We start from the raw sequence: 12,435 nt of genomic DNA, 5'->3' as shown, positions 1-12,435 counted from the left end.
AACTCCATGCGGGGCGTCTGGGCCGAGCGCCGCGTCGTTTCAGCTTATGCGATGCCGCGATAAAGCTCGGCAAGCGGCAGGGTCAAGCCGAAGCCGGGCAGGGGGAGGCTTTCGCCCGCACCCGCGATCATCTCCGGCGTGCCGAAGGCGCCGTCCTCGCCGCGCTGCCACAGCCAGACGCGCGGCTCGTCCTGCGCCAGGACGACGTAGTGGAGGAGCGAGGGAAGGGCGGTGTATTCCCCGACCTTCTCGCCGAAGTCCCGAGCCATGGAGGAGGGCGAGAGAATTTCCGCGACGAGAAGTGGCGCATGCGCCGTCAGGTCTCTGCCGTTGCCGCCCGCGGTATCCACCAGAACATCGGGAAAACGAACACCGTCGCGCGTTCGCACACCGAAGTCCGCCGCACCGACCTCGAACCGGTCGGGGTCGAGGTGACGCGCCAGAACCACCGTCAATGCCGTCGTCAATCTCGCATGGTTGCGAGAGACATTGATCGTCAAGTCGACCACCTTTCCGCGCACGAATTCCCGCTTCCCTTCGAGAACTTCGAAGGCCCGCAGGAAATCATCCGCAGTTCTGATCGCCGGAACCTGAATGTTCATGCGTCCAACCTAATGGAACGCGTCGTTTCCGCAAAGGGCCGTCGGGTGTCACACGTGAAACATTGACTTCACCCCCGGAGACGAGCCAGCGCTTCCGCCGGGTCGATCCGCCCGTCGTAGAGGGCGCGGCCGGAAATGGCGCCTTCCAGGATCGTGGCCTCGGGCGAGGCCAGGCGCTCGATGTCGGCCATGGAGGCAAGACCGCCCGAGGCGATGACCGGAATGCGCACGGTGCCGGCCAGATCGATCGTGGCGTCCCAGTTGATGCCGGCGAGAATCCCGTCGCGGTCGATGTCGGTGTAGATGATCGCCGACACGCCTGCGTCCTCGAAGCGGCGGGCGAGGTCCACGGCGGTCAGCTCGGAGGATTCCGCCCAGCCCTCCACCGCGACCCGGCCGCCCTTGGCGTCGATGCCGACGGCGACCTGTCCGGGGAAGCGCCGGGCGGCTTCGCGCACCAAGGCGGGATCGCGCACCGCCACCGTGCCGAGGATGACGCGGGCAAGGCCGGCGCCGAGCCAGCGCTCGACGTCGGCGAGTGTGCGGATGCCGCCGCCGAGCTGCACCCGCATCGTCTCCCCGACAGCACCGAGGATCGCCTCCACGGCTTCGGCGTTCACCGCCCGGCCCTCGAAGGCGCCGTTGAGATCGACGACGTGGAGATGGGTGAAGCCTTGAGCCTGGAAGGCGCACGCCTGCGCCGCCGGGTCTGCGTTGTAGACGGTTGCCTCTTCCATCAGCCCGAGCTTGAGGCGGACGCAGGTGCCGTCCTTGAGGTCGATGGCGGGAAAGAGGATCGGCATTCAGGGTTTCCAGCGCAGGAAGTTGGCGAGGAGGGCGAGGCCCAGCGTCTGGCTCTTTTCGGGATGGAACTGCGTCCCGGCCTTGTTGCCGTCGGCCACGATCGCGGTCACCGGGCCACCGTAGTCGGTGGTGGCGACGATTTGGGAGCGGTCACCCGGGTTCAGGTGATAGGAATGGACGAAATAGGCGTGCAGCCCGTTCGGCCCCGTTGCGACCCCCTCCAGAAGGGGATGGGCGTGGTTCACCCGGATCGTGTTCCAGCCGATCTGCGGAATCTTCAGGCCGGGGTCGCTCGGCACGATGGGCTCGACATCGCCCCGGATCCAGCCGAGGCCATGGGTGATGGTCTTTTCCAGGCCCCGTTCGGACATCAGCTGCATGCCGACGCAGATGCCGAGGAACGGTCGGCCCTTGTCCTCCACCGCCTCGCGCAGCGCTGGAAGGAGACCGGAAACGGCATCGAGCCCGGCCCGGCAGTCGGCATAGGCGCCGACGCCCGGCAGGACGAGGCGGTCGGCGCGCGCGATCGTCTCCGGATCGTCGGTGACGAGAACGCGCGTCTCGACACCCGCTTCGCGTGCGGCGCGCTCGAAGGCCTTGGCGGCCGAGCGCAGGTTGCCCGAGCCGTAGTCGATAATGACGGTGACGGACATCGCGATCAGGCTCCGCGTAGGTCGAACAAGGTGCGGCCAGGGCGCAGCGGCGAAACGTTGGTCGCCGTAGTATGCTGCGGAGTATCCAGGGGTGCCGATACCTCGGCTGGCTCCGCTTCGCCGGCAAAGTAAAGCACTTCGGCATCCCGTTCGCCCTGCGCCCAAACCGCGCCAGCCTCGCGCCAGCCTTTGCGTAGGAGGCGCGCGGCGCGAAGGCTCGGCCCTTCCAGCGCCACCAGCGCGCCCAGAAGCAGCGACAGGCCGAGCGCAGCCGTCGTCTCTCCGGCCGCGATCTTGATCAGGAGATCGAGCAGAAACGCACCCGCCGCCCAGAACCAGAGGCGGAAGCGAAGCAGCCAGACCCATGGGAGCAAGAGCGCCCACCAGCCGAACCCGTCGCGCAGGAACACGGCGCTCTCGCTCCGGCCCTCAACGCTCGGCGGCTCGAAGACGCGGTATCGCCTCACGCCAGCATGCCCTTGGTGGAGGGCACGAGGTCGGCCTGGCGCGGGTCGATCGACAGCGCCTCGCCGAGCACGCGCGCCACCGCCTTGAAGCAGGTTTCCGCGATATGATGCGAGTTCTCGCCATAAAGCGTCTCGATATGCAGCGTCAGCCCGGCATTGACCGCAAACGCCTGGAAGAACTCGCGCACCAGCTGCGTGTCGAACGCGCCGATCTTCTCCGTCGGAAACCGCGTGCGGAACACCAGGAACGGCCGCCCCGACACGTCAATCGCCGCGCGCGTCAAACACTCGTCCATCGCCAGATCGAGCGACGCATAGCGCCGGATGCCGCGACGCTCGCCCATCGCCTGCCGGATCGCCTGCCCCAGCGCGATCCCCACATCCTCCACCGTATGATGGTCGTCGATATGATAATCGCCCTCCGCCGCCACGCGAATGTCGATCAGGGAATGGCGCGCCAGATGATCCAGCATATGGTCGAAGAACCCGACCCCGGTCTTCACCTCCGCCCGCCCCTCACCGTCGAGATCGACACGAACGCTGATCCGGGTCTCCTTGGTCGCTCGTTCGACCGCCCCGTCCCGCCGTCCCGCCGTTCCGCTCATCGCTCGAAATCCCCGCATCGTTCGCCACTTCATACAGAACGCCGCCGCCTGCGCCAACAAGGAGCGCGGGTGGTGGGAAGATCGGGGGCTCCGCCCCCAAACCCCGCCAGGGGAAATGATTTCCCCTGGACCCCTCCCCGATCTCGGAAATTAAGTCCAAACGAAAAGAAGGGTCCGGGAAGTCCTTCCCGGATGGGGTTCGGGGCGATAGCCCCGCAACGTCCCACCACTCGCCACCCTTGTCCGCAACGCGGCGGCGTTCCCATATGGGGTGCGAACGAGACGAGGAATTCGAGCGACGATGATGGACCAGCACGACCCGGCGAAGATGTATGCGACGACGATCGTCACGGTGCGCAAGGGCGGCAAGGTGGTGATCGCGGGCGACGGGCAGGTGTCGCTCGGGAACACGGTGATGAAGGGGAATGCGAGGAAGGTCCGGCGCATCGGCAAGGGGGGGCAGGTGATCGCCGGGTTTGCCGGTGCGACGGCGGATGCGTTCACGCTTCTGGAGCGGCTGGAGGCCAAACTGGAGCAGTATCCCGACCAGTTGATGCGGGCCTGCGTGGAACTCGCCAAGGACTGGAGGACGGACCGCTATCTCAGGCGGCTGGAGGCGATGATGATCGTCGCCGACAAACAGGTGACGCTGACGCTGACCGGCAACGGCGACGTCCTGGAGCCGGAAAACGGTGTGATCGCGATCGGCTCGGGCGGCAACTACGCGCTGGCGGCGGCAAGGGCACTGGCGGAGACGGACTATTCGGCCGAGGAGATCGCGCGGCGCGCGATGCGCATCGCGGGCGAGATCTGCATCTACACCAACGGCAACGTGGTCTTGGAAAGCCTCGACGCCGCCGACTGAGGCGATCCGCATTCGAGCCTCATGCAGCGCCGCCGCTTCGCCGGCGGCGTTTTTGCGTCCAGCCTCCGGGGAGGAGTTCGAAGCGCGACGTCGGGTTGTGGGCGGCGGGAAAGGCGGAAGGAGGCAAGGACCTCACCGCGACAACTTCCCGCAAGGTTCGCTCTCCATCCGAATGGAGTAGCGGCGGCGCATTCCGCCGCATTGCGGCAAAACGGTGTCGCCAGCGTGTAAAAGCAAGGAAAAATCTGCCGTTTTTCGATCTCGGCTGAGATCGATGGAAGCCTATCGGCAGAAACGTCGTATTCATAAGACAACCGAAGATTATGTGCCTTGATCGGCACACTCGCTTGCTCTTGCGAATACTGCAGCCGATTAGGCGGTTGAAGACCGAGCGAGGGGGATGTCATGTCTGTGGAGCAGATTTGAACCCTTCCACATCAGTTCTTCAGAAGAAAAAATGGCGCATCTCAAACATCTCTTCCTGGGTACGGCCGCGGCCCTCGTCGCAGTTTCCGGCGCCCGCGCTGCCGACGCCATCGTGGCCGTCGAGCCCGAGCCGGTCGACTACGTCCGCGTCTGCGACGTGTACGGCAAGGGCTTCTACTACATCCCGGGCACCGAGACCTGCCTTTCGGTCGGCGGTTACGTCCGCTTCCAGGTGAACGTCGCCGGTGACCCGGCCGTGAACCTCGAAGGCGACGACTACCAGGTCGCCAGCCGCGTTCGCGCCCGTCTGAACTTCGACGCCCGCGAAGAAACCGAGCTCGGCACCCTGCGCGCCTTCGCCCGTCTCCAGGCCACCAACACGTCCGGCGGCTCCAACGGGGTGGACATCAACCAGGCCTACATCCAGCTCGGCGGCCTGCTCCTCGGCTACCGCGACTCGCTGTGGTCCTCGGGCATCGGCGGCATCGAGGACGGTCTTCTGACCGACACCGATCTCGTCGTCGGCGACTTCAACACCAACCAGGCATCCTACACCTTCACGTCCGGCGGTTTTGCCGCGACGCTGGGTATCGAAGACGACGGCACGGGCGACGTGGTTCCCGACGTCCATGCCAAGCTCGTGTACTCGGGCGCCTGGGGCGGTGCGTACATTTCGGGTGTCTACGACGAGACGTTCAACCGCGAGGACGTGCGCCGGGCCTACGGCACCAATCTCGGCTTCATCAATCTCGCCGGCGTGACGCCGACCCTTCTTCAGGACGGCAACAACGACGCCTTCGCCCTCAAGGGCGGCGTCCTCCTGAAGGACCTGATCGCACCGAAGTCGCAGTTGAAGATCGAGGGTCACTACGCCTTCGATCCGACGGTCTACGCGACTCTCGCGGGTGTCGACACGGTGGCCGGATTTGCCGCCAACAACCCGAACATCCTCAACCCGACGCCCGGCGCGATCCCGATCTTCCTGGAATACGCGGTCGGCGCGGGCTATGCCCAGGCGTTCGGCAAGTTCGGTGTGGCGATTGCCGGCCAGTACGGCGAGACCTTCGACACGACGTTCTTCCTCAACAACAACGGCGTCGTGACGCCCTATACCGCCTCGGCGGACTATTATGCGGTGGTCGGCAACGTCGGCTACCAGATCACCAACAACTTCGCGACGCTCGCCGAAGTCTCCTACAAGAACGTCGATTTCTCCGGCCCGATCGGCGAGACCGACCAGGTCAGCGGCTTCCTGCGCTTCCAGCGCGGCTTCTGATCGAACGACGAACGGGCGAAGGGGGCTTGGCCCCTTCGCCCGCATGCCTCCGGTTCCAGCGGGGGAGTTCGTCGTCCCGAACTCTCCCGAGCCGCCCGGCATAAGGCAAAGCGACCCCGCACCCTGTCGAGGCGCCGGAAACGCCTATCATCTCCCCGCATGGACGTTTCCCACTCCCCTTCGAAGCCTTCCCGGGGTTGGCGCGCGATGCGCCGCCGCCTCGACTTCCTGTACCATGCCGACCATCCGACGGCGGTGCGCTTCCAGGGCTGGGTGGCGATCGTCGATCTCGTGATCATCGCCTTCTTCGTGTTCAGCCCGGTGCTGCAGGAAAAGCGCTACTTCCTCTGGCTCGACTATTCGCTGGCGGGGCTCCTGGCGCTGGATTTCGCGGCGCGCGCGCTGGCGGCCCCGAGCCTCAAGGCCTGGGCGAAGCGTCCGGTGATCTGGGTGGACGCGCTGGTGCTTTTGACGCTGCTTCTGCCGAGCGTCTTCTTCAACCTCGGCTTCCTGCGCATCCTGCGGCTGTGGACCCTGTCGCGCAAGGACGTCCTGTGGCGCTCGCTGCGCCGCCGAGGCTGGCAGGCCTGGGAGGAAGCGGGACGGGCGGTGATCAATCTCCTGACCTGCCTGTTTCTGGCGACCGGCTTCATCTACACGGCCTTCGTGCGCGAGGGGTCGGGCATCGAAGGCTATGTCGACGCCCTGTATTTCACCGTGGCGACGATGACGACGACGGGCTTCGGAGACGTGACGCTGCCGGGACCGCAGGGCAAGCTCACCTCCGTCGTCATCATGATCGTCGGCATCTCGCTCTTCGTGCGCCTCGCCCAGACGATCTTCCGTCCCTACAAGGTGTTCTTCCGCTGCCCGCGTTGCGCGCTGGAGCGGCACGAGCCGGATGCGGTGCATTGCAAGGCCTGCGGCGAGATCCTGGCGATCCCGGACGAGGGCGGGGACTGACCGGACGCTTCCGAGCGAACCTCAAGGGCGGCAGACGCGTACGGATGGCGCCCGGCGGCAGGGCGCGAGAAGCGAAACGCGACGGAAGGCACATCGAAGAACGCGGCCTCTTGTACCTGCCGCCTGGCGGTCCCATATCGGGTTCAGGCGATGCTTCCCGGATATCCGGTTCGAAGCGAACGCCCGAAAATCCGGCCTTTCGTTCGACCACGGATGTACTGGCGCCCCGAGGGGTCGGATCACGCGTTTCGGTTGTCTTTCGTCCGAAGCGCCATGCGGAGCCGCTGGGTCGAACCTGGCGGCTTTTTCGCGTTCCTAGCTGACAAGGTTTCTCCAAAGGAGTAACCTTTCATTCATGTCCCATAACCCTAGATAGAATGACGTAACCCGATACTGGGTCTGGTCGTACTCCATGCTGGACAAGGTGGACGTTCCCTCCAACGACGACACGGCGGACATGCGCGGCATGTTGCGTCTCGTGCGTCAGAACCTCGGTCTCGACATCGCCTTCGTCAGCGAGTTCTCGGGCGACCGGCGGATCTTTCGTTGCGTCGATGCGCCATCGCGCCACTCCGGCATCGTGGAAGGCGACGAAACCGATCTACGCGACAGCTACTGCGCCCATATCGTGGACGGACGGCTGCCGGAGGTCATGCCCGATACGCGGCGCGTGCCGCAGGCGCAGCTTCTGCCCGTCACGCACGACCTGCCGGTGGGCTCCCATGTCGGCGTTCCCATCCGCCTGTCCAACGGCATGGTCTACGGTACGCTCTGCTGCGTCGGCCACGAACCCCATCACCACCTCGACACGCGCGACGTCGCGATGCTGCGCGTGGTGGCGGGCATCGTGGCGCAGCGCGTGGATCGCGGCCTGCAGACCGAAAGCCTCGCATCGGCGAGGCGCGCGCGCATCCGCCAGCTTCTGGACGCCGGGGGGCCTTCCATCGTCTACCAGCCGGTGTTCCTGGCGGACGGGTTGCGCCCGGCGGGCGCCGAGGCGCTGTCGCGCTTTCCCGAAGGCGGGGTCCGCCAGTCGGTGGATGCCTGGTTCAGCGATGCGGCCGACGTGGGACTCCAGGCCGAGCTGGAACTGGCCGCCGTTCGCAACGCGCTCCAGGGTTTCGCGCCCCTTTGGCGGCGCCATCGCTTCCAGCTCGGGATCAACGCCTCGGCCACGACGATCCGCGACGAGCGTTTCATCCGCTGCTTCGACGGCTATCCGACGGACCGGATCGTGATCGAACTCACCGAACACGAGAAGATCGGCGACTATGCCCCGCTGGTGGAGGCGTTCGCGCGGCTTCGCCGCACCGGGATCAAGATCGCGGTCGACGACGTGGGGGCGGGTTACGCCAGCATGAGCCATATCGTGGCGATCCGCCCCGACATCATGAAGCTCGACCTCGGCATCGCCCGCTCGATCGACAAGGATCCGATGCGCTGCGCGCTGACGGCGGCACTGGTCGGCTTCGCCAACCAGTTCGACTGCCGCGTGGTGGCGGAAGGCGTGGAAACGCCGGCCGAACTCGAAGCCCTCAGCGGGCTCGACGTGCAGGCGCTTCAGGGGTACCTCCTCGGGCGCCCGATGAGCGTCGAGGCCTTGAGCGAGGTGTTCGACCGGGGCCGGGCGGTGCTCGGCCCCGCGCCCGTTCACGCCTGAGGCGGCGGCGTGCCACCTCGTAAACGTCGCTGCGACGGCGGCCGGCCGTGGGAGGCTCACGGCCCGTCGTCCCATGCGAAGGTTCGCCCTCATCCAACGCGCATCCTCGCTCGCCGAGCCGCTGCCGGCCGCCTGACGCGCGGTCTTCGAATCTCGATGGGACTGTTCGGCGTTGTAATGGTCCTTGGTGCCGGCCCGGGGCCGGCGACGGGGGCGAGGCGGGCGCGCTGCGCCACCGGGTCGACCCGGCGCAAGCGCCCTTCGCGGCGATCGGGCAGGTCAACACGGGCGCGCAGGGACGCTGCACCGGCGTGCTTCTGCGAGCCGATCTCGCGGTGACGGCGGCGCACTGCGTGTTCAACCCGGCGACCGGGCGCTTCCTGCCGCCCGCCTCCATCCATTTCATGCTGGGCTACGACCGGGGCGCCTACGCGTTCCAAAGCGTGGCGCGGGCGATCCGCATGGACGGGGCGCAGAACGGCGACCGCTCGTTGGCGGCACTTGGTCGCGACTGGGCGCTGCTCGATCTCGCCGCCCCCGCGCCCGCCTCGATCGCCTCGATCCCGCTCCTCCCGCAGGCGCCGGCACCCGGCACGGCGCTGCGGGCGGCCGGCTTCGGCCGCGACCGCGCCTACGCGCTGACGGTGGCCGAAGGGTGCCGGGTGGAAGGACCGGCGGGCCTCCATCTCCTGGCGGTGCGTTGCCCCATCATCCCCGGCTATTCCGGCGGCCCGCTTTTGGACGCCGATGGGCGGCTCGCGGCGATCGCGGTGGCGAGCGTCGGCGGGCAGGGCGAGGACATGACGGCCCTCGGCGTCCTCGCCTCGGCCTTTGCGAGCGCGATCGGCGACCCTTGAGCGTCAGGAGCAGCGCTGAAGCTGGGCGGCGTAGCGTGCGGCCATGTCGCGCGCGCGCTTGGCCCCGCGCAACGCTTCCGGGCGGTTGCGCCAGACGCCGCGCTCGTAGCCGGCATGGCCGGAATGGTAGGCGAGGTAGAGGTTGTAGGCGTCGGACTTGGCGATGCCGAGACGGCGGCTCGTGTCGGCGTGGTACCAGCCGATGAAGCGGACCGCGTCGGCGAAGTCGTTGCGCCGGTCGCCATGCCGGCCGGTGCGGCGCTGGTACTCGTCCCAGGTCCCGTCCAGAACCTGGGCGTAGCCGTAGGCGGTGGAGATGCGCTTGCCCGGGATGAAGCCGAGGATCCAGCGGCGCGGCGGGCGGGCGCGGCCGTCGAAGTTGGATTCCGCCTGGATCGTCGCCATCAGGACGTGGACCGGTACGCCGAACTCGGCCGACGCGCGCTCCGCGTCGCCCCGCCAGTCGGACACGAAACCGGAGCGCTGGTCGAAGATCGCGCAGGCGTTGCCGGTCATCTTCGGAGCGGAGGCGCAGCCGGCCAGCGCGAGGACGGCGGCCAGGGCGAGAAGGCGCTGGGCAGAAGCTTTCATGGCCCGAAGGCTAAGGGCGAGTCCGTTTCCGAAAGGTTGACCGATTCCGGTAGCGGTGCCTTTACCCTGTTCTTTCCCATGACTGCCCTTCGCCGGGGGTCGGAGCCTCGCGCTCGGTCGGATGGCAGAGAAGACTGAACCTGGCTTCGATCTCCGGGTCGACCTCGTGCCCTATGAAGGCGAGGTCCGCGGGGTCGATCGCCTCGTATCGCGTCGGCTCGTAGGCGCGATTGTTGTTGCCCTTGTAGGACCAGACGGGCTGGAAGGCTCCGAGCGGGGACAGACCGGTCAGCCGGGCGAGGGCCTCCACCACGCCGGCCGGATCGTCCTCCAGCGCCTGATGCGACAGGAGGGCGACGTTGTGGGCGCGCGCGCCGAGTTCGGACCAGTGCCGGAGCTTGGCGGTGCGCTTGGCGATCGGGTGGCGGAAGCGCTCGCCGGTGATGGGATCGCGCTCGTGGGGCATTTCCAGCCCGCGCAGCGGATGGTCCGGCCCGATCCCGCCGAACTCGTCGTCCCAGTAGGAATGCCAGGGCGAGCGGATGAACTCGGCGAAGGGAAGCGATTTCAGCTCGGGATGGGCGTGCCAGGGCTGGCGGTGCAGGCTGCGCAGCCAGTCGAAGACGTTGCGGGCCACCACGAGAACCAGAACCTCTTCGTGGAACAGGGTTTGTTCGGGCACGAACCAGTGCTTGAAGCCGTAGGCGCGAGTGGGAACGCCGGTGCCGAAGTTGCCCTCCAGGAGCCGGGCGAGCGCGTTGGTGCCGCTGCATCGCTGGCCGAAGATCTGGATGTGGCGGATCGGCCGGGTGCCGCGGCGCAGGGCGCGAAGGCCCGGGCCTGCCTCCACCCATGTCTCGTCGCGAAAGCCCATTCGCCCCTCCCGGTCCCGAAACGGCGCCCGCCCGTCCCCGTGGCGGGGAGGGAATGGGCGGGCCGTCTGGCGAGGGCTTGTCCCCGATCCGCGCGGGGTCGGCCATCGGACATTTGGTCGCTCGGGGACTGAGGTCGGAGCGCCCGAAGGCCGTGCGATCGACCTTCGGGGGTCGATCGAAACGGTCTCGCTAGATCTGCTGGCTTTCCTCCAGCCGCGCCCGCAGACCCATGGCGAAAGCGCGCACCGCCGCCTGGACGTCGGCGAGGTGCTGGGTCTGGCCTTCGAAGCCGTCCTCGTCCTCTCCACGCTCCATCTGGGCGTTGATAGCCAGAACCTCCTCGGCCGCTTCCTGCGGAAACGTGCCGCGCTGGAGGGCGCGCTCGGCGTAGAGCGCCTGGATCAGGAGGTCCTGGGCGTGAACCTGCGCCTGCAGCTTCATGATCGCCTCCGCCATGACGCGCAGGGTGTTGTCCGAAGAGGGCATGAGGAAACCTATGGGGTTAGGGGTATGGAGGGAGCGTGGGGTGGAACGTCCCGCCGAGCGCCCACGCCGCACCGGTGGCTTGAAGCCGTTTCTAGGGCGGCGGCCGGCCGGGGTCGACATCGCCGGCGCTTGGATCCGCGGCTCCGGTCGCGCGGCAAAGGGCCGAAACGAGGAAGCCCGCCGGCTCCCTCCCAAGAGCCGACGGGCTTCGAAGCCGGTGCAGCTCGCCGGCGCAACGCAGCTCGGATGGATTTGGTATCAGATTGCGCTTTCGTGACAATGGCGTATCGAGAGATGATCTGCACCGATGCGCGACGTTTGCACCGATTTCCACCAGGCGACGGCTGGGAATGTAGGCATTTCGTGTCCGGCGCTGGCTCAGCCCCTTCATTCCTGCAAGGCAGCCATGCGATCTCGGCTCTATCGCAGCGCACAAAACATCCGTACCTTCTGGTCATAGAGTTTCGCACAGGCTTCTTCCTCCCAAATAGCCTGTGTGGATCGCCTGAGGGCTACCTCCTCCCAGCCCAAGGGCAACCCTTAGCGCCTGCCGGTCCTCCCCCGGCAGGCGTTTTTGTTTTGGGCGCCCAGTCTTTGGCGGTTACCCGGAGGATTTCCCCTCGATCGCTAGAGACTGGATCGGTCGGCGATGGCGAAGGAAACCGTGTCGGGCTTCTCGTTTTCCGCCCGCCAGGCCAGCTGAAAGAACGGCAGAAGGAATTTCTGCCAGTCCGGCGTGGAAACCGTCACCGCCAGCGATCCCTTGTCGTCGAAGAGCCCGGTCACGATGGTGGCGGGAAGCGGGCGGTTCTCCACCACGAGGAACAGCTGCTTGGCGGTCTCGTAGACGCGAACCAGCCGGGGAATGCGCCAGGGCTGGTCATGAGCGTCGCGGGCGGAAAGCTGGGGCGTGTATTCCCGGTCGTCGTGCTTCTGGTCCCAGGTGCTTTCTTCGTAAAGCCACTGGTCGAAGGAGGTCGGCCGATGGGGAGCGCGGGCCATGGTTGCGGTGTCCGGATGGTGCCAAGAAAAACGGTTGCCTCAGCTTTCCCACAACGTTCCTACTCAAACCTTGCGATCTTACCCCTGGGTTGTGGAAATTGCCGGACAAGCGGCCGGAAATGCTGACCCTGCCGCGGCCCGATCTCTTCAAAAACAAGCGGCTCCATTTCGCGCCGGTCGTGGCCTGCCCCTATCAGGTGGTCCGGTTCAAATCTAATGCATGGTAGGTTTGGCGACCACGGTTGAGGTGGCCGGCGAAGCGGGTTGGGGTGGCGCAGCCGGCCATAGCGCGGCGGCAGGTGC

14 protein-coding genes are annotated in these 12,435 nt (G+C 66.8%); 5 read left to right on the top strand and 9 right to left on the bottom strand.

Annotated elements, in window-relative coordinates:
• Window positions 1-44: 44 nt before the first annotated feature.
• From H7A85_RS17140 to hisB, 5 genes are all read right to left on the bottom strand, one after another.
• Complete coding sequence (locus tag H7A85_RS17140; protein WP_182087185.1) at window positions 45-602, bottom strand: Uma2 family endonuclease; 558 nt, start codon at window positions 600-602, stop codon at window positions 45-47.
• A gap of 68 nt (window positions 603-670) precedes the next feature.
• On the bottom strand, window positions 671-1,405 hold the full coding sequence (gene hisA / locus H7A85_RS17135) for a 1-(5-phosphoribosyl)-5-[(5-phosphoribosylamino)methylideneamino]imidazole-4-carboxamide isomerase (RefSeq protein WP_182087184.1): 735 nt from the start codon (window positions 1,403-1,405) through the stop codon (window positions 671-673).
• Window positions 1,406-2,059, bottom strand: a complete 654-nt coding sequence (gene hisH, locus H7A85_RS17130; protein ID WP_182087183.1) for an imidazole glycerol phosphate synthase subunit HisH — start codon at window positions 2,057-2,059, stop codon at window positions 1,406-1,408.
• Window positions 2,060-2,064: 5 nt separating this feature from the next.
• Entirely contained in the window at window positions 2,065-2,526 is a 462-nt protein-coding gene (locus H7A85_RS17125) for a DUF2628 domain-containing protein (RefSeq protein WP_182087182.1), read from the bottom strand.
• Window positions 2,523-3,131, bottom strand: coding sequence for an imidazoleglycerol-phosphate dehydratase HisB (gene hisB / locus H7A85_RS17120; protein WP_182087265.1), 609 nt, complete (start codon window positions 3,129-3,131; stop codon window positions 2,523-2,525). The genes H7A85_RS17125 and hisB overlap by 4 nt, the downstream gene beginning before the upstream one ends.
• A gap of 304 nt (window positions 3,132-3,435) precedes the next feature.
• Between hisB and hslV the strand changes: the two genes are divergently transcribed.
• The 5 genes from hslV (at window position 3,436) to H7A85_RS17095 (ending at window position 9,178) form a co-directional block, all read left to right on the top strand.
• A complete protein-coding gene (gene hslV, locus H7A85_RS17115) occupies window positions 3,436-3,996 on the top strand; it encodes an ATP-dependent protease subunit HslV (protein ID WP_348519702.1) in 561 nt (186 codons plus the stop codon).
• A gap of 457 nt (window positions 3,997-4,453) precedes the next feature.
• On the top strand, window positions 4,454-5,698 hold the full coding sequence (locus tag H7A85_RS17110; RefSeq protein ID WP_182087181.1) for a porin: 1,245 nt from the start codon (window positions 4,454-4,456) through the stop codon (window positions 5,696-5,698).
• Window positions 5,699-5,905: 207 nt separating this feature from the next.
• Window positions 5,906-6,661: a potassium channel family protein gene (locus tag H7A85_RS17105; protein ID WP_244631251.1), complete on the top strand. Its 756-nt coding sequence runs from the start codon at window positions 5,906-5,908 to the stop codon at window positions 6,659-6,661.
• A gap of 412 nt (window positions 6,662-7,073) precedes the next feature.
• Complete coding sequence (locus H7A85_RS17100) at window positions 7,074-8,321, top strand: EAL domain-containing protein (protein ID WP_182087179.1); 1,248 nt, start codon at window positions 7,074-7,076, stop codon at window positions 8,319-8,321.
• A gap of 47 nt (window positions 8,322-8,368) precedes the next feature.
• Entirely contained in the window at window positions 8,369-9,178 is an 810-nt protein-coding gene (locus H7A85_RS17095) for a trypsin-like peptidase domain-containing protein (RefSeq protein WP_244631250.1), read from the top strand.
• Between the two features lie 3 nt (window positions 9,179-9,181).
• On the opposite strand, the gene H7A85_RS17090 is transcribed toward H7A85_RS17095, so the two are convergent.
• The 4 genes from H7A85_RS17090 to H7A85_RS17075 form a co-directional block, all read right to left on the bottom strand.
• The gene (locus tag H7A85_RS17090; RefSeq protein ID WP_182087177.1) at window positions 9,182-9,769 is read right to left on the bottom strand and encodes a hypothetical protein; all 588 of its coding nucleotides are present in this window, start codon (window positions 9,767-9,769) and stop codon (window positions 9,182-9,184) included.
• Window positions 9,770-9,830: 61 nt separating this feature from the next.
• The gene (locus tag H7A85_RS17085) at window positions 9,831-10,643 is read right to left on the bottom strand and encodes a hypothetical protein (protein WP_182087176.1); all 813 of its coding nucleotides are present in this window, start codon (window positions 10,641-10,643) and stop codon (window positions 9,831-9,833) included.
• A gap of 190 nt (window positions 10,644-10,833) precedes the next feature.
• The gene (locus H7A85_RS17080) at window positions 10,834-11,130 is read right to left on the bottom strand and encodes a hypothetical protein (RefSeq protein ID WP_182087175.1); all 297 of its coding nucleotides are present in this window, start codon (window positions 11,128-11,130) and stop codon (window positions 10,834-10,836) included.
• A 627-nt stretch (window positions 11,131-11,757) separates the two neighbouring features.
• Entirely contained in the window at window positions 11,758-12,132 is a 375-nt protein-coding gene (locus tag H7A85_RS17075) for a hypothetical protein (RefSeq protein ID WP_182087174.1), read from the bottom strand.
• Window positions 12,133-12,435: the final 303 nt, after the last annotated feature.

The organism is Aureimonas sp. ME7 (assembly GCF_903970965.1).
Classification (GTDB): domain Bacteria; phylum Pseudomonadota; class Alphaproteobacteria; order Rhizobiales; family Rhizobiaceae; genus Aureimonas.
This window is presented reverse-complemented; position numbering and strand designations above follow the sequence as displayed.